The following is a 21,959-nucleotide window of genomic DNA, read 5'->3' on the forward strand; positions in this document are numbered from 1 at the left end:
ATAGATGTCTGCTCATATACTTGATGGCAAGAAAATCGCCGAATTGGTACGTGCTGAATGGAAACTTCGTGCTGATAAACTCATTAAATCGGACGTCAAGCCAGGCTTGGCTGTGATTATTGTTGGCAATAATGCGGCGTCAGCGATTTATGTTAAGAATAAAATCAAAGCATGTGGCGATATTGGGATTTATTCTGAAGTACATAGCTTCCCAGAGCATGCAGAACTGGATGAGGTATTGGATTGTATTCAATCACTGAATGAAAATCCTAATATTCACGGTATTTTAGTTCAATTGCCACTCCCAGCACATTTTGAAAATAATCGCGTCATCACTTCTATTGCTATAGAGAAAGATGTGGATGGTTTTCATCTCTATAACGTAGGTGCATTAGTTACCGGAAACACTGTCTTTTCACCTTGCACTCCCTATGGTGTTATGATGATGTTGAAAGAAAACCGCGTCCCAATTGAAGGTCAGCACGCAGTTGTGGTTGGGCGCAGCAATATTGTTGGGAAACCAATGGCATTGATGTTATTAGAACAAGGGGCTACAGTTACTATTTGTACTTCAAAAACACATGATTTGTCGCAATTTACTAAGGCTGCTGATATTTTGGTAGTCGCAACGGGTAAGCCGCGCATGATTACTGCTAAAATGGTGAAACCGGGTGCGGTAGTAATTGATGTAGGCATCAATCGATTGCCCGATGGCAAGCTCTGTGGCGATGTCGATTTTGAATCAGTTAAAGAGACGGCCAGTTACATTACGCCAGTTCCTGGAGGAGTAGGGCCTATGACGATTACCATGCTGTTGTGTAATACTATCTTGGCCGCTGAACGTGCCCAAGTCGGTATTAAGAAACCGTAAGCCATTTAACCTTTAATGAGTATGCTTGGAAATGGAATTGCAACCTGATATTGATCCGCAGGAAACACAGGAATGGTTGGATGCGTTAGATTCAGTTATTGCCAGTGCTGGTGGGGAACGTGCTCACTTTCTGCTTGAAAAATTGATTGAGAAAGCACGCCGCTCGGGTGCTTATTTACCGTATAGTGCAAGAACTGCCTATATCAACACGATTCCGACTGGTAAAGAAGAACGTTCACCCGGTAATAATGCTATTGAACACAGGATTCGATCGTATGTTCGCTGGAATGCCATGGCTATGGTGTTGCGTGCCAATAAAAAAAACAATGTCGGTGGACATATAGCAAGTTTTGCATCAGCGGCAACTCTCTATGATGTTGGTTACAATCATTTCTGGCACGCCCCGAGTGAAACTCATGGCGGCGACTTGGTTTATACTCAGGGACATTCTTCTCCGGGGACTTATGCGTATGCATTTCTTTTTGGAGAGCTAAGTCAGGAACAAATGGATAGTTTTCGCCAAGAAACGGGGGGGAATGGATTGTCTTCATATCCACATCCATGGTTAATGCCCACTTTCTGGCAATTTCCAACTGTTTCAATGGGATTGGGGCCATTAATGGCGATTTATCAAGCACGGTTCATGAAATATCTCGGCAGCCGGGGATTGGTCAATACTGAAGAACGGAAAATCTGGGCATTCATGGGCGATGGTGAAATGGATGAGCCCGAGTCGCTCGGTGCAATTTCATTAGCATCTCGTGAAAATTTGGATAATCTCATTTTTGTAGTTAACTGTAATCTTCAGCGTCTAGATGGCCCAGTGCGTGGAAATGGTAAGATTATCCAAGAGTTGGAAGGTGCATTCCGAGGCGCTGGCTGGAATGTGATCAAAGTAATTTGGGGATCTTATTGGGATCCCTTATTGGCTAAAGATACTAAAGGTTTATTACAGAAACGCATGATGGAGTGCGTGGATGGCCAATATCAGAACTTTAAATCGAGAGATGGTGCTTACGTGCGCGAGCACTTTTTTGGAAAATACCCTGAGTTATTGGAAATGGTTGCCAATATGTCGGATGACGATATCTGGCGCTTAAATAGAGGCGGACATGATCCTTATAAAGTATACGCTGCTTATGCTGCTGCGGTGAAACATACTGGCCAGCCTACGGTAATACTCGCTAAAACAATTAAAGGGTATGGCATGGGTGAAGCTGGTGAAGCGCAGAACATTACGCATCAGCAGAAAAAAATGGGGACCACGTCACTAAAAGCGTTCCGTGACCGTTTTGGTTTGGATATTCCGGATGACAAGATTGATGAAGTACCTTATCTAACCTTTGCTAAAGATTCTCCGGAAAACGTTTATATGCAAGAGCGGCGTAAAATGCTGGGTGGTGCTTTCCATCGTCGTAAAACCAAGGCGCAGGCACTACAGGTTCCGCCTTTAGCCACTTTTGAATCGTTATTGAAAGCCAGCGCAGATGGGCATGAATCATCGACTACCATGGCCTATGTGCGCATTCTGAATATTTTGGTTAAAGATAAACAGATTGGTAAACATATTGTACCGATTGTTGCCGATGAGTCTCGTACTTTTGGTATGGAGGGTATGTTTCGACAGCTGGGGATCTGGTCATCAGTTGGTCAATTATACACACCACAGGATGCTGATCAGCTGATGTATTATAAAGAAGATAAGCATGGACAGATCCTGCAAGAAGGGATTTGTGAGGCGGGCGCAATGTCGTCCTGGATCGCGGCTGCGACCTCCTATAGTACGCATGGTATTCAGATGATTCCTTTTTTTATCTTTTACTCTATGTTTGGTTTTCAGCGCATCGGTGATTTGGCCTGGGCTGCAGGAGATATGCGTTGCCGCGGATTTTTGATGGGAGGAACGGCGGGGCGTACGACGTTGAATGGAGAAGGACTGCAGCATGAAGATGGTCATAGCCATATTGTTGCTTCAACGATCCCAAACTGCGTATCGTATGATCCGGCATTTGCATATGAACTGGCTGTCATTATTCAGGATGGATTACGTCGAATGTATCAGGAGCAAGAAGATATTTATTATTACATTACAGTAATGAATGAAAACTACTCGCATCCCGAAATGCCCGCCGGAGCCGAGAAAAACATTCTACATGGAATGTATTTGTTCAAATCAGGAAGTAAGAGAAGCAAAAGTCCACGCGTTCAATTATTGGGTGCGGGTACCATACTGCGCGAAGTGATCGCCGCTGCCGAAATACTCAACCAAGAATATAATATTAATGCCGATATTTGGAGTGTAACCAGTTTCAATGAATTAAGGCGTGAGGCATTGGACGTTATGCGCTGGAATATGTTGCATCCTACGCAACCGGCCAAACAATCGCATGTGGAGAATTGTCTTAAGGGACGTGAAGGGCCTGTAGTCGCCGCAACCGACTATATGAAAATTTATGCCGATCAAATTCGTGAATTTGTTCCAGGAAGATATTGTGTTCTGGGAACGGATGGTTTTGGTCGTTCTGATACACGTGAAAAATTACGTCATTTTTTCGAAGTAGATCGTTTTTATATTACCATTGCGGCACTCAAGGCACTTTCGGAAGAAGGGGAAGTTTCAAATCAGCAGGTTGCGGAAGCCATACAAAAATATGGTATCGATCCTGAGAAACCCAATCCCGCAATAAGTTGAGTTGAAAATGAATATGTAAAATACTAATTGATTGCTTAAGCTTAAGCCTTGCATCTTTATTTTTTTGGCGGAGTAATTTGAGGAAAGTATGTGTCTGAATTGAAAAAAGTCTTTATTCCTGATATTGGGGACTTCAAAGACGTTCCTGTTATCGATATCCTAATTAAAGCGGGCGATGCTGTTAATGCAGAGGATTCGTTGATTACATTGGAATCCGATAAGGCCACTATTGAGATTCCGTCGCCCTATACCGGTTTAATCAAGGAAATTTTTGTCAAATCCGGTGATAAGGTATCGGAAGGTAAGGCAATTTTAACTATTGAAGACTCCAGCGAGACGCAGGCGGAGACGTCCTCTCAAGACAAAGGGAAAAAAAATATATCCAAGGATGTCGCTATAGTTCAGCCTGAAGTGGAAGTCAAGCCGATTGCGCCTCAACAAGTGCAAAACAAGCCTCAACAATTATCATCCGAAAATAATGTGCCTTCTAAGGCACATGCCAGTCCTTCAATTCGCCGCTTTGCGCGAGAACTTGGTGTTAATCTGGAATTAATTACAGGAAGTGGCCCTAAACATCGTATTCTGAAGGAAGATGTGCAAGCATATGTCAAGGCAGAATTTTCGAAGCCCCTGAAGAGTGGTTCTGGTGCGATGCTTGATTTTCTGCCATGGCCAGAAGTTAATTTCGCTAAATATGGCTCAATAGAGTTAAAAAAACTGACGCGAATCAAACAAATTTCTGGTGCTAATTTGCATCGTAATTGGGTAATGATTCCACATGTAACTCAATTTGACGAAGCGGATATCACTGAGCTGGAGGTATTGCGAAAAGACTCCAACGATAATCAGAAAGGCAACAAAGTGAAACTGACTTTGCTGGCATTTTTAATGAAGGCTTTAACCGCATCATTAAAAAAATTTCCAGAGATTAACGCCTCTATCGATAATAATGCAGATGGTGATATCAGTTTAATCATCAAACATTATTATCACTTAGGCTTTGCTGTAGATACGGCGAATGGGTTAGTTGTGCCTGTAATAAAGGATGTCGATCAAAAAGGAATTATTGCGATTGCCGAAGAATTAACTAAACTCTCTTCATTGGCACGCGAAGGCAAATTAAAACCCACCGACATGCAAGGTGCGAGTTTCACCATATCGAGTCTGGGAGGAATTGGAGGAACAGCATTTACTCCAATTATCAATGCTCCTGAGGTCGCTATATTGGGTATTTCGAAAGCTAGCATTAAACCGGTTTATCGGGACCAACAATTTGTCCCGCGCTTAATACTTCCTTTGTCATTTTCTTACGATCATCGCGTCATTGATGGCGCCACTGCAGCGCGTTTTACCAAGTATTTGTCCGAAGTGTTGACAGATATGCGGCTTGCTTTACTATGAAGTATTTCCTAAATCTTAATGTTGATTACAGGTGGAAATTATCGATAAGTTTCCCCTGATTGGAATCTATGGCGGAACATTTGATCCTATTCATTATGGTCACTTGCGAATTGCAGAAGAATTGTTAGATATTGCAGGTTTGAGGCGCATATTTTTTGTACCATCCGGTGCGCCACGGTTGCGGGTTGCGCCGGCCGCATCAAGGGGTCACCGATCAGCCATGGTACGTTTAGCAATTCAGGATAACACTAAGTTTTCTCTTGACGAGCGTGAGGTAAATCGTCCTGGTGTTAGCACAACAATTCAATCGCTACGTGAATTTAGATGTGAACTCGGTGATAATGCGACGCTTTGTTTTATTTTGGGGATCGATGCATTTGTTAAGATAAATCAATGGACTGAATGGCAGGAGTTATTTGCTTTGTGCCATATTATTTTAGTTGATCGCCCAGGTTATGTTTCTATCAACGAACATAAAGCATTGTCGAAGGTGGTGCGAAAGGAATTTTTATCTCGCTCCGTAGCGTATTCCGGAGATCTCGGATCACAACCCAATGGTTTTATTTACACCGCACAGACATCGTTGCTGGAGATTTCAGCCTCGCATATACGATCGTTGATAAAAAATGGGAAAAGCATACGATATTTGTTGCCCGAGAATGTCGTTGATTATATTAAATCCAATCGATTATACACCGGAAATTTATGAATTCTGAAAAGCTTATCGCGGTCATTATTGATGCACTGGAGGAAATCAAAGCGCATGATATTGATATAATCAATGTTGCAAAAATAACTTCGATGTTTGAATACATCATTATTGCCAGCGCGGATTCGACCCGCCAGACGAAATCTCTGGCAAACAATGTGCAAGTAAAAGTCAAAGCTGCAGGAGGAAGCGTATTCAGTGTCGAAGGAGAGCAGACTGGCGAATGGCTGCTTGTTGATTTGGGCGATGTAATTGTTCATATCATGTTACCGACTGTTCGAGAATACTACAATTTAAAAGCATTATGGTCCGGTCAGAGCGAATCCCCATCTAATCGTACATAATTTTTCCAGATTATGAAATGTTGCATAGTCGCAGTCGGGCATAAGATGCCGGATTGGATCAACGCTGGCTATCTTGAGTATATCAAGCGTATACCACGTGAAATTTCAGTGAATTTGATTGAAATTAAGCCAGAAAAGCGTATCGCTGGAAAACCAACTGAACAACTTCTTTTAGCAGAATATCAACGTATACGCTCAGTTTTACCACATCATTGTCAAGTCAAAGTTTTGGATGAAGGTGGGAAGCAATGGACAACAAAACAATTTGCCATTGAAATACAGGGATGGATGGAATGTGGTGATGCGATTGCATTTGTTATTGGCGGGGCCGATGGCCTACATAGTGATATCAAGCACGCATCTAACGAACTGATTGCCCTATCAAAATTCACACTGCCTCATGGACTTGCTCGTGTTGTACTGGCAGAGCAACTCTATCGGGCCATATCAATTATTAAAAAACATCCTTACCATAGAGATTAAAAAGTGAAGATGCGCTAAACTCACTTTTCAGTCTTAATTCAGTTACGATAGTTAAACTGTTATCGATATTAAAAACTTGCGTATTTATTGATTAAGACTGTATTGATAGAAATGTTTCCTAAAAATCAGATATATCTTGCATCAAGAAGCCCTAGAAGACGTGAATTATTAAGTCAAATTGGTGTGAGATTTAATCTTTTATTGATGCGTGAAACATCAGGTCGTACCATTGATATCGATGAACGACCGCTTGAAACAGAAACACCTGCTGATTATATTTATCGAATTACGCAACTGAAAGCTAATGAAAGTTGGAAGAGGCTATTACAACGTCGATTGCCGATAGCTCCTGTTTTGGTCGCGGATACGATTGTCACGATTGACGGTTGTATTCTAGGAAAACCCAGAGACAAAATGCACGCAGAAGATATGTTAAGAAACTTATCCGGGCGATCACATCAGGTATTAACAACTATCGGAGTTGGAATCAAGGACAACATTCAACTCAAACTTTCGACCTCAACCGTACGATTCCGTGAAATAAGCGAGCATGAAATACGTCGATACCTAGAAAATAATAATATCCTGGATAAAGCGGGTGCTTATGCGATACAAGGTATGGCGGCCACATTTATTGTTGAAATATCAGGCAGCTATAGTGGGATTATGGGCCTTCCACTGTATGAAACTGCACAATTGCTGGAGGAAGTGGGAATAGAAGTTACTTAGTTGATATCAAGCTTAAGATTTTCCTTAACTCAAGATACTTTCGACGAATACTGTAATAATCTTTGGCTCTTAAAATTAATGCCTGATTTTTATAATAATACATATTGAATATGAGTAACGAGATACTAGTCAATATTACCCCACAAGAAACTAGGGTAGCCATACTTGAGCAAGGTGTAACGCAAGAACTTCATATTGAGCGCACCAGTGGACGTGGAATCGTAGGAAATATTTATAACGGTCGCGTGAGTCGTGTATTACCAGGTATGCAATCCGCATTTGTAGATATTGGTCTTGATCGGGCAGCATTTTTGCATGTAGCGGATATCCGCGATTCAAATGCCGAAGGTGATGCAACGAAACCTATTGAAAAATTACTCTACGAAGGCAATAGTATTTTAGTCCAAGTGATCAAAGATGCAATTAGCACCAAAGGCGCTCGTCTTTCTACTCAAATAAGTCTGGCGGGACGTTTGTTAGTTTATCTACCGCAAGAATCCCATATTGGTATTTCGCAACGCATCGAAGATGACGGTGAGCGCGAGTTATTGCGTGAAAAGCTACAAAAAATTCTTCCTGAAAATGAGAATGGTGGTTATATTATTCGAACCATGGCAGAAGCCGCAAATGAAAGCGATTTACGTGCGGACCTCGAATATCTGCACCGTTTATGGCGTGACATTCAGCAAAAATCTGCGACTATTTCAGCGCCAGTATTACTATATCAGGATTTAGATCTTAGTCATCGTGTACTGCGCGATTTTGTCGATGAAGACACTACTCAAATTCTTGTGGATTCGCGTGAGAACTCCCAAAAACTGGTGAAGTTTGCACAAAATTACATGACGTGCATCGCGGAGCGGATAACTTTGTATACCGGCGATCGACCGCTATTTGACTTGTACGCAGTTGAAGAAGAAATTGAAAGATCTTTAGCCAAGCGAGTTAATTTAAAGTCTGGCGGATATCTAATCATCGATCAAACTGAAGCGCTTACCACTATGGATGTTAATACTGGCGGTTTTATTGGCGTGCGCAATTTCGACGATACAGTTTTTAAAACAAATCTTGAGGCAGCCCAAGTAATCGCTAGACAACTACGTATGCGTAATCTGGGAGGGATCATCATCATTGACTTTATCGATATGGAATCCGAGGATCATAGAATTGCGGTCCTGGCTGAATTCAACAAAGCTTTGTCAAAAGATCGAACACGTATCACCGTCAATGGTTTTAGTGTGCTGGGACTAGTTGAAATGACGCGCAAGCGTACTCGCGAGAGTCTGGCACATGTGTTATGTGAGACCTGTCCAACTTGTAAAGGGCGAGGGGAAATCAGGACGGCACAGACCATTTGCTACGAGATTTTGCGAGAGCTACTTCGAGAATCGCGGCAATTTGAAGCGAATGAATTTAGAATTCTGGCATCACAACAAGTCATTGATATGTTTCTTGACGAAGAATCACAGAGTTTGGCTCAGCTAGGCGACTTCATAGCCAAGCCCATAAGCTTGCAAATCGAAGAATCTTACTCACAAGAACAATATGATGTGATATTGATGTAATTCGATTCTGCAGAAACCACAGTTCAATCAGATATCAATTCGATTAAATTCCATGTTGAATAAGCTTCTTTCTTAACCGCCATAGCGGTGTGTTTGACAGTCTATCAGGCTTTCAGTATATTCAGAAGATGTTAAGTTATTTTTGATATCCTGTCTTAAAATTCACTGTTTGATCTTGTATGCGCATCGTTGTTACTGGAATGGGAGTTGTTTCACCGATCGGTACAGGTACTGATCAGTTTTGGAATGCGGCTGTTAAAGGTACGAGCGGAATCAATGTTATTCACTGCTTTGATGCAACCGGTCAACATTCCCGTATAGCCGGGCAAGTTATTGATTTTGATCCGACTGATTTTTTGACGACCAAACAAATAGATCAAACCGATCGATTCACGCAATTGGCATTACGGGCGACTGATCTGGCACTGGCAGATGCGGGTAGTCTGGAAGACTATAGATCACGGCGTTTAGCTGTGAGCTTGGGCTCCGGTATGGGTGGATTTTCTACCTTTGAGTCTTCTGCGGTACGAAAGTTTCAAAACAAATCCATGCCACCGTTTACTGTACCTCGCATCATGGCTAATTCGGCTGCAGCATGGATTGCAGCAAGATACGGATTAAAAGGCGCTAATCTAACGTGCAGCACGGCCTGTTCATCAGGTGCAAATGCCATTGGCATGGCGCTGGATTTGTTGCGCACAGGAAAAGCAGATGCTGTAGTTGCGGGTGGGTCGGAAGCGTGCGTATTGCCTCTGACTATGGCAGGCTTCGAGGCGTTGCACGCATTATCCACGGGTTTCAATAACGATCCGGCACACGCATCGCGTCCTTTCGCCAAAGGACGCGATGGTTTTGTCATCGGCGAGGGCGCAGGTATACTGATTCTGGAAAAAGAAGAGGACGCACAGCGACGCGGAGCCAGAATCTACGCACGGGTTGCCGGGTATGGTTGCGCTTGCGACGCAGCTCATATCGTCGCACCTGATATGGACGGACAGGTCGCGGCGATGCAAGCCGCAATTGAGGATGCTAAAATGATTTCGAATCAAGTGGATTACATCAACGCGCACGCCACTTCCACGCCGTTGGGCGATGTGATCGAAACCAAGGCAATTAAACAGTTGTTCGGTGAGCGCGCACAAGAAATTTCCATCAGCGCCACTAAGTCATTGATCGGGCATACGATCGGCGCATCGGCGGCAATTGGCAGCATCGCCACCATCATGACGTTGCATACTGGAATGATTCATCCCACGATCAATCTCGATGCAGCGGATCCTGAATGCGATCTCAACTATACGCCCAATAATGCCGAGCGGAGGAAAGTAGAAACGGGTATGTGTAACGCATTCGGTTTTGGTGGCAATAATGCCAGTATCATTTTTACAACTCTTTAATAACAGGCGCTAGCAAAAATGGACACAGCAGAATTAGAAATCAAAGTAATAGAGTTTATTGCGTCAAAAGTTGAAAATATAGACGCGTCCATGATTACTACTGCATCAAAATTTGATGAACTTGGATTCGATTCGATGGATACTATCCAGCTTTTATTTGATGCGGAAGATACCTTTGGTGTCAGTTTTGAAGGTGAGGAAGTCAAAGGACTTCGTAGTGTGGGGGATATTATCGATTATATTAACAAGCACCCGTCGGAGAGTAATTCTTGATAACAGATTTCATGAAATATTGATCTAATTTGTGCTTCACCAAGTAGCGATGTTATTTAGTATAGACTAAGTTTTTCTTGCATCTGATCCAAAGATCCGAATTTTTTATTCATGGCTACTGTTCATGATCTCTAGGGATTCAAACAACCTAATGCGACAACGATTTATTTGATAAATGTTCATTTAAATCATAATGTAACATAATCATTGTTGGATTATCTCACAATTAATGCGAATTATATTGCAGCATACATGAAACTTAATTTAAGTTAGGCTATCTGTACATTCTACTCAGATATGGCAAGGAAAAATAGCTTCAACCAAAAAAATATGCATCGGATCGACGATGAATAGATATTCTAAGGATTTATTGTTCCGAAAAAATAATTGATCAAGCTCTATTGGGTTTCGGAGACCAATAGGTAACTGGAAACTTAATCTTTCACAGGACAAAAGTTAAGAACTTTGAGTTTGAGTAAAATTAAATTCCCTGTGGCTTTCTTTTGCTCGGTTCGAAACGACGAAGTTATCATCAAGCTGGACAGTTTGTTTGCGAGAGAATCGCACGCTTTTTTTATCATACACTCTATTCTGTTTCAGGGATTCAATTTGATATGGTCTAAAAATTATTCTAGCAAAAGCGACATAGTAACGCGGCTAAACTCAAATGATGGGCGATTGCCCTTGTGTAATTTTATTTGCAATTTAAGAGGATAAAATCGTGAAAAATATACCTTCTATTATTATCACCAGCCTGGATCAAGCACGTCTTGAGCGCTTATTCAGCTCAAAGAATTATAATCAACTCGCTGGAATGGATGCTCTCATTAATGAAATTGATCGTGCTTCAGTTGTTGAACCAACAGAAGTACCACCTGACGTTATCACTATGAACTCGACTATTCGTTTTGTTGATGATACGAATGGCTCGGAATATCAGCTTACACTTGTTTATCCTGATGAAGCTGGCGCACCTGAAACGATCTCTATAGCGGCTCCAGTCGGAAGTGCCTTACTTGGTCTGTCTGTAGGTCAGTCTATCATGTGGCAAGTTCCCGGTGGACGAGAATTAAGCCTGCGAGTGCTTGAGGTAGTTCGACAGCCAGAGGCAATGGGTGAATACTGTCGTTGAAATTATGGCCAGTACAACTATTTTAATTGTCATCAGGCCTTTAATGAGAGCAGCGCTACGCCCGACCGGATTAGCTCCAGACTTTAATCTCTGCGGATTCAATTCTCCGCCCCTTGGAGCGAAAACAGGCTGAAAACCAACAGATTGAAGAGCGCAGTTAATACACCCGCTGCTTGCAGCGGGTGCTTTACTAATATGAGTTACATTTTATCTATGAAACGTTGCTATAAGTCTCAACCGATTCTAAATAGAATCGTAATGAGATAATAAATTGATATGATTGGCAAACCATCGGTTATGAGAAAGGAAGTGTGCCGTGAATTCAACCTATCTTAGGTACGATATTTCAGATGAAGGTGGAGTGTTGTTAGAGTAGTATTAGCATCGCCGAGAAGGACACTGGTAAAATATATAATGAAATAAATAATTTATGAAATTATGTATTTTAAATTTTAAGAACCGAAGTTCTTCATAGCATGATTTTCCTCCTTCGTATGATGACGGGAAGATCACACATGGAAGAGATGCATCCTGTAAACAATGGCTCGACATAGCCATACGTTCTGCCAAGACTTCAGCATCTTTACTTGCAGTTGATCAGATTCGATCGTTGCTCGCTCTGGGGCATATTTCGTGACGATACAATCTAATCTCCTGTACGACTAATCGTGGTAATTTCTTGCAGATGTCTGAGGCTACGAATAACCTGTGCGAGGTGAAACCTATTGTTTACTTGCAGGATAAAGCGCATGTGCATGTATTCATTTTCACTTTCCATGATAATATCATCGATATTAGAATCGGCTTTGGCTATTTCAGCAGCAACTCGCGCCAATACTCCTTGCCTGTTCATCGCAGTTATTTTAATGCCAGCATCAAAAGTTCGATTGATATCTTTACCCCAGGCAAGATTTAGGTGATTCTCCTGGTTTTTTGGATTGTGTGAGATATTATTACATTCCAGCACATGAATGACTAACCCAGAATCTTTTTTGATAATACCGACGATAGGATCTCCTGGAATTGGGTGACAACATTTAGCAAATTGAACAGCTAGGCCCTCAGTTCCTAATATGGTAATAGGATTTGCGGCTTGTTCTTTGGCAATTGATTCTGACGGGGCTGTCAATCGCTTTGCTACGACCGCGGGAAGCTGTTTTCCTAAAATCATTTCAGTGAACAATTCTTCTTTGGACTTCACGCCACTATCTCGCACTAACTTATCCCATTGGGTTGCAGTAATAGAATCCGGATTAATATTAAATGAAATCAGTGCTTGATTTAACATGCGCTCACCTAATTTAACTGATTCATCATATTGAATTGTCTTCAGAAAGTGGCGAATATGTGAACGGGCTCTTCCGGTTGCAACATAACCAAGCCAGGACGGATTGGGTTTTGCATAAGGTGCTGTGACGATTTCAATACGATCACCACTTTTAAGTTTTGTGCGTAATGGTGCATTCTCGCCATTAATTTTAACGGCAACACAACAATTGCCGACATCAGAATGCACAGCATAGGCAAAATCAACGGCGGTTGATCCTCTCGGTAGAGTTAATATTTTGCCTTGAGGAGTGAAAACAAAAACATCGCCCGGAAATAAGTCAACCTTTAAATGTTCGAGGAATTCTGATGAATCAGTTGAACTACTAAGTGTTTCCACTAAACTTTGTAACCATTGACTCGTTTTTAAATGTAATTCATCAAATTCTCCGTCCAAATTTTTATAGAGCCAGTGTGAGGCTACGCCGTTTTCAGCAATTCGGTGCATTTCGGCAGTGCGAATTTGAATTTCAATAGGTATGCCGAACGGGCCTAACAGTGTGCTATGCAAAGATTGATAGTCATTGTTTTTTGGAATTGCAATGTAATCTTTGAATTTTCCGGGAATGGGTTTGTATAAACTGTGCAACATTCCTAATGCAACATAGCATGAAGGAATATCTTTGACGATAACACGGAAACCATAAATATCAAGCACCTCAGAGAATGATAAATGTTTCTCTACCATCTTCATATAAATGCTGTAAAGATGCTTTTCGCGTCCAGTCACCTCTGCATTCAGACTCGCTTCTTTGAGTTTCAGAGTGATAGCCTCAAGAATTTTTCCAACTACTTCGCGGCGATTGCCGCGCGCTGCCCTGGTTGCTTTTACCAGTACGTTATACCGCATGGGGTAAGAGAATCTAAAACCAAGCTCTTGAAGTTCCTGGTAAATATTGTTTAAACCTAATCGATGGGCGATCGGTGCATAAATTTCCAGGGTTTCACGTGCGATGCTGCGTTGTTTTGCTGGAAGCATGACTTCTAAAGTCTGCATATTATGCAAACGATCAGCCAACTTTATTAGGACGACGCGTACGTCTCGAGCCATAGCCAGCAGCATCTTGCGAAAATTTTCAGCTTGTGCCTCTTCTTGCGTTTGAAATTCAATTCTAGCAAGCTTAGAAACACCATCGACTAATTCTGCAACAGATTCACCGAATCTTTCACTTATTTCTGCTTTGGAAATATTCGTATCTTCCACCACATCATGCAGTAAGGCAGCTGTCAAAGTAGGGGCATCGAGATGTAGCTTGCTTAGAATTCTTGCTACAGCTACAGGGTGAGAGATATATGGTTCGCCAGACTTCCGAAATTGCCCTGAATGAGCTCCTACGCCGAATGTATAAGCATTTCTGAGCTGAATGATATCTTCTGGTTTAAGATATTGTGATGTTTCTGAAAATAGAAATTCTGCTTCTGGCATGGAATTTAATTAATTTAGCACGACGCGTCAACCAAATTACATATTATGTTCTCAAATTAAGGTTTCAATCAATATTCAAATACTATTGTGATTATTCACTCAAAGATTCGAGCAAGAGAATGTGCACTAGACTCAATAAATTACCAGAATCTGAAAATCTTATGTTATTGAAGTTATATTACATATTCTTTGGATTGAGAATCTCCAAACCTACCTTGCCATGGGCTACTTCACGTAATGCTACAACCGTTGGTTTGTCACGTGCGGGCTCCACCAAAGGAGCAGAGCCAATTGCCAGTTGTCTTGCACGCGTTGTTGCAACTAAAGTCATATCAAATCGGTTAGGTATTCTTTTTAAACAATCATCAACAGTTATTCGTGCCATCGTATTCGCCTTGATTATGATAGTAATGATGTAAGAATTTTACAGTAAAAAACCTTAAACAATGGTATTTATTAAAAATAACATCAAAATTATGATAGCTGTGTAACTAGAGCTTTGTACGTTATCATTTGTCGCTCTTTCCTCAAGCGTTCAGCTTTAACAATGCAAATTAGATCGTTCAGTGCTTCGTCCAGTTTACTGTTAACAATGACGTAATCAAACTCTGCAACATGACTGATTTCTTCCCGAGCCGCAGCAAGTCGTTTCTGGATGACCTCATGATTATCCTGAGCGCGAGTTTTCAACCGGGTTGCCAATGCTTCGACCGAAGGCGGAAGAATAAAAATGCCGATTGAATGAGGAAATATTTGTTTTATTTGCTTTGCTCCCTGACAATCTATTTCAAGCAAAATATCCTGACCGAATGACATAGTTTCACTAAGCCAGTGCTGTGAGGTACCATAGAGATTGCCATAAACTTCTGCGCTTTCTACAAATTCACCATCAAAGAGCATTTGTTTGAACTTTTGTTCGGTTACAAAATGATAGTCACGACCATCGATTTCTCCATTGCGCGGCGGTCGGGTGGTGTGTGAGGTTGATAAACTAAGGTTTAGGCCCGACTGCAGTAAAACCCTAACCAGACTTGTTTTTCCGGCTCCTGATGGCGCACTGATAATAAATAAACAACCCGGTGTTTTAATCATAATACTTGTACCTAGCCAACTTTTTATGCCAGTGATTTCTTATTTTGTGTTAAGAGCGATCATGATTTGTCCTTTCATGATTCTAACAAGCTTCGCTTCATCGTCCGTTATTCCTTCAGACGATTCTGTATCGCGGTCTGCATAAATTAGACCCATAGGTTTTTTATTTACTACTAAAGGAAGTATAAGGATGCTGCATGCATCGGGTAATAGGGTTGTATGCCACAATGGTATGAGTCTACGTATTCTGGGTATAAAAGCATTTGAAATGTCGAGATCTATATTTCTTTGCATTGCAAGATGAAATAAATCATTTGTAGGAACGGCAGAGAAATTGAAATGTTTTTGGTACTCTAAATTCTTTTTGCCTAATGAACTGCGTGCACGAAATGAGTTTATTTTAGAATCTCTAAGGCATAATGTAATAAAACGAAATCCAAGTGCAGCATAAAGTGAATCCAGGCTCAAGCTAATAAGATTTTCAAGTCTATATTCACCTGATGCCATCATTTCAGTGGTATTTTGAATACCGTTTAGAAGTAAAATCGATGCATTATATGGTTTGTTGCTGGAAAAGCGTTCAGTAACTTGTAGGTTATGAGTTTCAACGGTATTTAGCGTTAATTCACTGATTAAATTTTCTTCTGCCGCGACATCAAATTCGCAATGTGCTGAAGAATCTTGATTAATTTTATTTCTCTTGTCCACAGGAGCCAGGTCTGAACTGATGAGAAGTTCACGAGCTTCAAGGTTTGCCTTATTGATTAATTCATCCAGTACCGGCATAGTCAGATTAAGTACTTTACCAAAACGGTGAAGCAGTTTGTTTTTTAGCACGATATCTTCATTTTTGTTGACACTTAGAATAAGTGGCGCTGCTTTCTCACAAAATTCTGCTGCTACCCTCATCCATTCTTGTTTGTTCTTGGGTGTAATCAAGGTGTTATCAGGCTTTGCATTGAGAGCTTGTATTACATTAGCAGGCACATTCCATTTTTCTAACAAAGTTTCAGTCAAAGCATCAAGCCTGAAACCAAGCACCTGCATGGATGCTTGTGCTGGCGAGTGCTGACCTTGAGCGGCAAGTGACATCATTTCGTGATAAAGATCGGGTTTATAGGTAGCTAATAAAATACGCCCTAGATTCTTGAATAGAGCAGCAATAGAAATTTCTTCAATATCCTTGGTGAATGAAGTTAGCGCAGCCAATTTACGACTAATCATGCCCGCAGCCAATGCGCAAATTAATTCGATGCGAACATGTGTTGCATGTTTTGCAGGCATTCCATCAACCAGCAGTATGGCCAAAGCACTGGTTTTAACAGAATCAAATCCTAATAAGTATATTGCCTTATTAATGCTGGAAATTTCTTTGTTTGTAATTGCTTTGAAAGCTGCAGAATTGGATAAACGCAAGATCTTCTGTGTTAAAGATACATCGGATAAAACATAATAAGTCAATTGTTGTATTGATTGATCATCAGATGAAGATAGTCTAACAATCCGTGCAATGGAACTGCCAAGTGCCGGAAGGTTAGGATCATTAGCGACAGCTTCGATCAAACTATCTTTAATAGTTTTGGAATCGTCTTTGGTTGCCGGCACACGGTCAGTGGTGTTTGATGAGCATGGAGGGATATGGTTTTTTTGTATCGGTCTCATCATAATTTTTAAAGGATATTGATATATATGAAATAATTAAATATTTCCACTCATATCAGAATCTTCGGTTGAATGCTACAGAAACTTAAAGTATTTTGTGTTTTATTGTTATCGACACAAATAGAATTTCATTGATAAAAAATTAATAAATACCATGTTTGGTAAAATAATCCTGATGATATTCCTCTGCGACATAAAATTGGCCGGCAGGTAAAATTTCCGTTACGATCGGGTCTTTCCAGCGTTTGCTTGTCTGCAGTTTATCTTTGAATTCTTTTGCAGATTTCTCTTGTTCTGGTGTGAAATAAAAAATGACTGAACGGTATTGCTCACCTATATCCGGGCCTTGCCGGTTCTGCGTGGTAGGATCATGACAGTTCCAAAATTTATCTAACAAGTTTTCAATAGAGATATCAGTTGAATCATACTCTACAAGTACCACTTCAATATGTCCGGTAGTGCCGGTGCAGACCGCAGTGTAAGTAGGATTAACCGTATGCCCGCCAGAATAACCACAGATTACGTTAGTAACCCCTTTAATGCGGCGAAAAGTTGCTTCGACTCCCCAGAAACAGCCTGCGCCAAAAATGATCTTGCTTGCTGTCATCAATATCTACTCATTCTTCTTTACGCGCTTTTTGAATGAGTCCTTCTAAAGTTTTAATGGTATCTTGTGGTGTTCCACCCATTCTTCCACTAGTGAGATATTTTCCATTAATAACCAGAGCAGGAACGCCATTCATCTGATATTGACGAGTCATTTGTGTCGATTTTGCAACCTGATTTTGTACAGCAAATGAATTAAAGATATTTTCAAATTTTTTTCTGTCAATACCTTGTTTTTCGATCCAGTCAAATAAAATCGATTCATTATTTAAATCGATTTTATCATTGTGAATGGCATCATAAACCTTGTCCTGAAGTGTATCAGTTTGTCCCATGGCTTCGATGGCATAATAAATCTTGGCGGCGGATACCCAGTTGGTGCGAAGAATTGCCGGTACATAACGAAAGCTAACATCACTGGGGATATTCATCAACCAAGTTTTAAGATGTGGATGTAAGCTATAGCAATGCGGGCAACCGTACCAGAAAAACTCCAGCACTTCAATTTTGGTATTGTCTTCAGTAGGCTGCGGTTTAGTCAGAACAATATAGTCTTTACCTTCAACAATATCAGCTTGCACAGTCGTTAGATTTATAAAACCAAGAGTCGACACGAAGAAGAGTAGTGCAATAAACTTATATCGCTTCATTTTATCCCCTAATAAAAAATGTTTCATAGATTACTGGAATTTTTTGCTGAAAGCTTGCTTAAAACAAATTTAAGTATATCTTAATAAAGATTTTATTGTACCCTGATAAACTGAGTATCTATGCCATTTTCTTTTAGAGAGTTACTGGTCTGATCGCTATCCGATTTATTTGTGAAAGGGCCGATCCGTACTCGATACCACACTCCCTTCTCTACCAAATCAATTGGTTGTATGGATGCAAAAACTCCAAGTAGCGCGAGCCGTGCTTTAAGATTTTCTGCCTCATCATTTTTTCTGAATGCGCCAGCTTGCAAAAAGATTTTTTCTTTAACAGTTGAAGGGTTTTTTATTTGAGGTGACACCGATTGCTGCGATTGCGGAATCGGCTGTTTTGGCTCAACTGGAAGCGTGCGTAGTGGAATGGCGGCAGTATGTTGCGGGGAGGAGGGTGCGGTTGTGATGCCGGAACCAGGCAGGGACGGTTGCGATGAGATTTCCATCGATTTGCTATTGACTTCAGTTGTTTGGGCCGTCAAATGTGGCTGCGTTGATTGTTCAGCGCTTTTACGATACTCATGGTCCATCTCAGGTTCATCAATGCCGGGCAGTATTTTATAGAAATCAAACCGAGGTTTTTCTTCAACCATAATCTCTGGCTCTTCATGTACGGGTTTATTAAGCGATTTGCGGGTCTCGTCAGTTGGCTGAGTTTGATTCGATGAACTAGCTGCTTTCTCAGTCGGCAAGAACGGACTGGGCGCATAGTTCAGATACAGCCATATGCCAATTGCGCTTGCGAGACCTAATGCATAGCCGACAAATCCGCCCATGAATGCTGAGCCTCCATTTTCATTTGTAGATTTGGATGAAGATTTGCGAGTTTTATAATCTCGACTCATGAGTGTCCTTATACAATATAATTGGTTTACATTTTAACAGGTGCGCTCACACCTAATAACGTTAAACCCTTATTCAATACTTGACGAACTGATGCAATCAACGCCAGCCTAGCGTGTTGCAATGGAATTTCAGGCACTAGAAAACGCGTTGAATTATAGTAACTATGGAATTCGCTGGCCAGTTCTCTAAGATAAAATGCAATGAGATGAGGCGAGAATTCTTTGGCAGCTATTTCGAGTATATCCGGAAAATCAATTAATTTTTGCAGCAAAGCCAATTCTGCAGGGCTGGATAATGCATCGGTATTGGCTTCATGCAGCTTGTCGACATTGCCATCCCATTGCGCTAATACACTGCAAACGCGTGCGTGAGCATACTGAACATAGTAAACCGGATTTTCGTTGCTTTGCGATTTAGCCAAATCCATGTCAAAGTCTAAATGCTGATCACTTTTACGCATCACATAAAAAAAACGAGCGGCATCTTTACCGACTTCCTGGCGTAATTCCCGAAGCGTCACAAATTCACCAGAACGAGTAGACATCGGAGCTTTCATACCATCCCGATAAAGTACAGCAAATTGCACCAAAGCAATTTTCAGTTTTTCAGCATCCAGACCCAGCGCCTGCAACGCACCCTTCACACGAGGAATGTAGCCATGGTGATCTGCACCCCAGATATTAATCACCTGCTCAAAACCTCGTTCAAATTTATTCAGATGATAAGCTATATCTGAAGCGAAATAAGTAAATTGGCCATTTTCTCGTTGCACCACACGATCTTTCTCGTCGCCAAAATCTGTGGAACGAAACCAAGTTGCACCGTCTTGTTGAAATAAGTGATGTTTCTTTTCAAGCAGATCAATAGCATATGCTACTAGGCCATTGTCATATAACGATTGTTCTGAAAACCATGTATCAAATTCGACGCCAAATTCCATTAAATCATTGCGGCAATCGCCAAGCTGTTCAGTTAGCACAAAATTGTGTATATAGGCATAATCCTGGCCCAATATTTTTTTGGTATTGGCAATCAGCTTATCCAGTTGTTCATCGGTATTCACTGCGGTCGCTTGAACAGCTTCCGGCAAACTATCCAGTAATAGCTCGGGTTGATGAACATAGCGCTGTGCATGCGCTTGAAAAATGAGCTGCGCCATGGTTTTGACGTATTCCCCTTGATACGCATTCTGCGGAAAAGGAATAAGGATATGATTAAGCTCCAGATAACGTAACCAAGTTGACAATGTTAAGATATCCATTTGTCGCCCTGCATCATTGACGTAGAATTCTCGAGACACATCAAACCCCGCAGCAGCCAAAATATTGGATAAACTTGCTCCAATCGCTGCACCACGACCATGGCCAACATGCAGTGGTCCGGTTGGATTTGCCGAAACAAACTCCACCTGGATTTTTTTTCCTTGGCCAAAATTACTATTTCCGAATTGATTTTTGCTACGCAATATGTAATGCAGGTATTGTTGCTTGGCGGAATTTTTTAGAAATAGATTGATAAATCCTGCGCCGGCTGCTTCAACTTTTTCCAGATAAGGGGATGGCGGCAGTGAATCAATCAACAACTGCGCAATTTCTCGCGGGCTTTTCTGCAAAGATTTGGCTAACTGCATAGCCAGATTACAAGAATAATCGCCGTGACCTGCTTGCTTGGTGCGCGTCAATTCAATATCAACACCTACGGTTTCTAGAGTTGTAATAGCGTTGACTGCTTTCTCGAGAAGCCCGACAAAGTGTGTTTTGAAGTTGGGAAAATCAGATGATGTCATTATAGTAGTGAGCAAACGTTATTATATTTTGATATGGTAAATTACAATGCATAGGATACATTTGAGTCACTTTAATGTTAAATACATTGCGGGTTCATATTTCAAACCTAAGATTGCTGGCGGTGTGTTTCAAAAAGGCAAATACCTGCGCTTACGGCAACATTCAGGCTTTCGATATTACCCTGCATCGGAATGCGAACCAACTGATCGCAACTCTCGCGCGTTAGTCGCCGCAATCCTTTTTCTTCGGAGCCAAATACCCAGGCAACGGCTCCGCTAATTTTGAAATCGGTTAAATCGTGTTCGGCATCTTCGGCAGTTCCATAAATCCAAACACCGTGTTCTTTCAGTAGTTTCATTGTGCGTGCCAAGTTGGTGACAGATATAAAAGGCACAGTATCAGCAGCACCGCTCGCGACCTTGTACACAGTGGGAGTTAATCCAACAGCCCGATCTTTTGGCGCAATCACCGCATGCACCCCAAAAGCATCAGCGACGCGTAGGCACGCACCCAAGTTGTGTGGATCCTGAATTCCATCCAACACCAGCAAACGTGCAGGTTCGGTTAATGCGTCGAGAATATCGTCTATGCTGACATAATTAAGCACACTATCAATGTTTGCCACAATGCCCTGATGACGGTCATTACCTGACATGTTGGCGAGCTTTGATCCATTGCATGAAATTACGTGAATCTTATTGCTTTCGGCCAGCTTGATTAATTCCTGTGTGCGTTGATCTGTACGCGTGGCCTCGATAAAAATCTCTTTGATACTATTTGGGTTTTGTCGCAAGCGGCTTGTAACTGCATGAAAACCAAATATAAAGCAAGTGCCGGACACGTTTTAATTAAACCTGAAAGAATGTTGAAGCATCGCTTACCATGTGGCGTGTCAAAATAGGAATAGGATTGAA

General features: G+C 41.4%; 20 protein-coding genes. 11 read left to right on the forward strand and 9 right to left on the reverse strand.

Going from position 1 to position 21,959, the window contains the following annotated elements; genetic code table 11:
- The first annotated feature begins 4 nt into the window (after positions 1–4).
- From folD to rnk, 11 genes are all read left to right on the forward strand, one after another.
- Positions 5–871 (forward strand): bifunctional methylenetetrahydrofolate dehydrogenase/methenyltetrahydrofolate cyclohydrolase FolD, encoded by an 867-nt coding sequence (gene folD, locus C7H79_RS02630; RefSeq protein WP_106705745.1) that lies wholly within the window; start codon positions 5–7, stop codon positions 869–871.
- 31 nt (positions 872–902) lie between these two features.
- The gene (gene aceE, locus C7H79_RS02635) at positions 903–3,563 is read left to right on the forward strand and encodes a pyruvate dehydrogenase (acetyl-transferring), homodimeric type (RefSeq protein WP_106705746.1); all 2,661 of its coding nucleotides are present in this window, start codon (positions 903–905) and stop codon (positions 3,561–3,563) included.
- A gap of 90 nt (positions 3,564–3,653) precedes the next feature.
- The gene (gene aceF / locus C7H79_RS02640) at positions 3,654–4,964 is read left to right on the forward strand and encodes a dihydrolipoyllysine-residue acetyltransferase (RefSeq protein WP_106705747.1); all 1,311 of its coding nucleotides are present in this window, start codon (positions 3,654–3,656) and stop codon (positions 4,962–4,964) included.
- Positions 4,965–4,995: 31 nt separating this feature from the next.
- Positions 4,996–5,673: a nicotinate-nucleotide adenylyltransferase gene (gene nadD / locus C7H79_RS02645; protein ID WP_106705748.1), complete on the forward strand. Its 678-nt coding sequence runs from the start codon at positions 4,996–4,998 to the stop codon at positions 5,671–5,673.
- Positions 5,670–6,017: a ribosome silencing factor gene (gene rsfS, locus C7H79_RS02650; protein ID WP_106705749.1), complete on the forward strand. Its 348-nt coding sequence runs from the start codon at positions 5,670–5,672 to the stop codon at positions 6,015–6,017. The genes nadD and rsfS overlap by 4 nt, the downstream gene beginning before the upstream one ends.
- 12 nt (positions 6,018–6,029) lie before the next feature.
- The gene (gene rlmH / locus C7H79_RS02655; protein ID WP_106705750.1) at positions 6,030–6,500 is read left to right on the forward strand and encodes a 23S rRNA (pseudouridine(1915)-N(3))-methyltransferase RlmH; all 471 of its coding nucleotides are present in this window, start codon (positions 6,030–6,032) and stop codon (positions 6,498–6,500) included.
- 111 nt (positions 6,501–6,611) lie between these two features.
- Positions 6,612–7,229, forward strand: a complete 618-nt coding sequence (locus C7H79_RS02660) for a Maf family protein (protein WP_106705751.1) — start codon at positions 6,612–6,614, stop codon at positions 7,227–7,229.
- A 110-nt stretch (positions 7,230–7,339) separates the two neighbouring features.
- A complete protein-coding gene (gene rng, locus C7H79_RS02665) occupies positions 7,340–8,794 on the forward strand; it encodes a ribonuclease G (protein WP_106705752.1) in 1,455 nt (484 codons plus the stop codon).
- A 179-nt stretch (positions 8,795–8,973) separates the two neighbouring features.
- On the forward strand, positions 8,974–10,191 hold the full coding sequence (fabF, locus tag C7H79_RS02670; RefSeq protein ID WP_106705753.1) for a beta-ketoacyl-ACP synthase II: 1,218 nt from the start codon (positions 8,974–8,976) through the stop codon (positions 10,189–10,191).
- An 18-nt stretch (positions 10,192–10,209) separates the two neighbouring features.
- Complete coding sequence (locus C7H79_RS02675) at positions 10,210–10,464, forward strand: acyl carrier protein (protein ID WP_106705754.1); 255 nt, start codon at positions 10,210–10,212, stop codon at positions 10,462–10,464.
- 721 nt (positions 10,465–11,185) lie between these two features.
- Positions 11,186–11,596: a nucleoside diphosphate kinase regulator gene (gene rnk, locus C7H79_RS02680; protein WP_106705755.1), complete on the forward strand. Its 411-nt coding sequence runs from the start codon at positions 11,186–11,188 to the stop codon at positions 11,594–11,596.
- Between the two features lie 646 nt (positions 11,597–12,242).
- Here rnk and C7H79_RS02685 read toward each other — a convergent pair.
- The 9 genes from C7H79_RS02685 to rlmB form a co-directional block, all read right to left on the reverse strand.
- Entirely contained in the window at positions 12,243–14,348 is a 2,106-nt protein-coding gene (locus tag C7H79_RS02685; RefSeq protein WP_106705756.1) for a RelA/SpoT family protein, read from the reverse strand.
- 178 nt (positions 14,349–14,526) lie between these two features.
- Positions 14,527–14,733 carry a DNA-directed RNA polymerase subunit omega gene (gene rpoZ, locus C7H79_RS02690; RefSeq protein ID WP_106705757.1) on the reverse strand — a complete coding sequence of 69 codons (207 nt, stop codon included), beginning with the start codon at positions 14,731–14,733 and terminating at the stop codon, positions 14,527–14,529.
- An 89-nt stretch (positions 14,734–14,822) separates the two neighbouring features.
- Complete coding sequence (gmk, locus tag C7H79_RS02695; protein WP_106705758.1) at positions 14,823–15,440, reverse strand: guanylate kinase; 618 nt, start codon at positions 15,438–15,440, stop codon at positions 14,823–14,825.
- 39 nt (positions 15,441–15,479) lie between these two features.
- The gene (locus tag C7H79_RS02700; protein WP_242447105.1) at positions 15,480–17,003 is read right to left on the reverse strand and encodes an HDOD domain-containing protein; all 1,524 of its coding nucleotides are present in this window, start codon (positions 17,001–17,003) and stop codon (positions 15,480–15,482) included.
- A 241-nt stretch (positions 17,004–17,244) separates the two neighbouring features.
- Positions 17,245–17,709, reverse strand: a complete 465-nt coding sequence (gene msrA, locus C7H79_RS02705; RefSeq protein ID WP_106705760.1) for a peptide-methionine (S)-S-oxide reductase MsrA — start codon at positions 17,707–17,709, stop codon at positions 17,245–17,247.
- Between the two features lie 10 nt (positions 17,710–17,719).
- Positions 17,720–18,385, reverse strand: a complete 666-nt coding sequence (locus C7H79_RS02710) for a thiol:disulfide interchange protein DsbA/DsbL (RefSeq protein ID WP_309477317.1) — start codon at positions 18,383–18,385, stop codon at positions 17,720–17,722.
- A gap of 65 nt (positions 18,386–18,450) precedes the next feature.
- On the reverse strand, positions 18,451–19,257 hold the full coding sequence (locus tag C7H79_RS02715; RefSeq protein WP_106705761.1) for an SPOR domain-containing protein: 807 nt from the start codon (positions 19,255–19,257) through the stop codon (positions 18,451–18,453).
- 26 nt (positions 19,258–19,283) lie between these two features.
- The gene (gene argS / locus C7H79_RS02720) at positions 19,284–21,044 is read right to left on the reverse strand and encodes an arginine--tRNA ligase (RefSeq protein ID WP_106705762.1); all 1,761 of its coding nucleotides are present in this window, start codon (positions 21,042–21,044) and stop codon (positions 19,284–19,286) included.
- A 107-nt stretch (positions 21,045–21,151) separates the two neighbouring features.
- On the reverse strand, positions 21,152–21,886 hold the full coding sequence (gene rlmB, locus C7H79_RS02725; RefSeq protein ID WP_106705763.1) for a 23S rRNA (guanosine(2251)-2'-O)-methyltransferase RlmB: 735 nt from the start codon (positions 21,884–21,886) through the stop codon (positions 21,152–21,154).
- Positions 21,887–21,959 lie beyond the last annotated feature (73 nt).

Source organism: Nitrosomonas supralitoralis, assembly GCF_003011925.2.
GTDB classification, from domain to species: domain Bacteria; phylum Pseudomonadota; class Gammaproteobacteria; order Burkholderiales; family Nitrosomonadaceae; genus Nitrosomonas; species Nitrosomonas supralitoralis.

Excerpts from the sequence above, each read along its gene's own strand:
- folD (WP_106705745.1), top strand. The coding sequence starts at position 5 with ATGTCTGCTCATATACTTGATGGCAAGAAAATCGCCGAATTGGTACGT.
- aceE (WP_106705746.1), top strand. The coding sequence starts at position 903 with ATGGAATTGCAACCTGATATTGATCCGCAGGAAACACAGGAATGGTTG.
- rsfS (WP_106705749.1), top strand. The coding sequence starts at position 5,670 with ATGAATTCTGAAAAGCTTATCGCGGTCATTATTGATGCACTGGAGGAA.
- rlmH (WP_106705750.1), top strand. The coding sequence starts at position 6,030 with ATGAAATGTTGCATAGTCGCAGTCGGGCATAAGATGCCGGATTGGATC.
- C7H79_RS02660 (WP_106705751.1), top strand. The coding sequence starts at position 6,612 with ATGTTTCCTAAAAATCAGATATATCTTGCATCAAGAAGCCCTAGAAGA.
- rng (WP_106705752.1), top strand. The coding sequence starts at position 7,340 with ATGAGTAACGAGATACTAGTCAATATTACCCCACAAGAAACTAGGGTA.
- fabF (WP_106705753.1), top strand. The coding sequence starts at position 8,974 with ATGCGCATCGTTGTTACTGGAATGGGAGTTGTTTCACCGATCGGTACA.
- C7H79_RS02675 (WP_106705754.1), top strand. The coding sequence starts at position 10,210 with ATGGACACAGCAGAATTAGAAATCAAAGTAATAGAGTTTATTGCGTCA.
- C7H79_RS02685 (WP_106705756.1), bottom strand. The coding sequence starts at position 14,348 with ATGCCAGAAGCAGAATTTCTATTTTCAGAAACATCACAATATCTTAAA.
- rpoZ (WP_106705757.1), bottom strand. The coding sequence starts at position 14,733 with ATGGCACGAATAACTGTTGATGATTGTTTAAAAAGAATACCTAACCGA.
- gmk (WP_106705758.1), bottom strand. The coding sequence starts at position 15,440 with ATGATTAAAACACCGGGTTGTTTATTTATTATCAGTGCGCCATCAGGA.
- msrA (WP_106705760.1), bottom strand. The coding sequence starts at position 17,709 with ATGACAGCAAGCAAGATCATTTTTGGCGCAGGCTGTTTCTGGGGAGTC.
- C7H79_RS02710 (WP_309477317.1), bottom strand. The coding sequence starts at position 18,385 with ATGAAACATTTTTTATTAGGGGATAAAATGAAGCGATATAAGTTTATT.
- C7H79_RS02715 (WP_106705761.1), bottom strand. The coding sequence starts at position 19,257 with ATGAGTCGAGATTATAAAACTCGCAAATCTTCATCCAAATCTACAAAT.
- argS (WP_106705762.1), bottom strand. The coding sequence starts at position 21,044 with ATGACATCATCTGATTTTCCCAACTTCAAAACACACTTTGTCGGGCTT.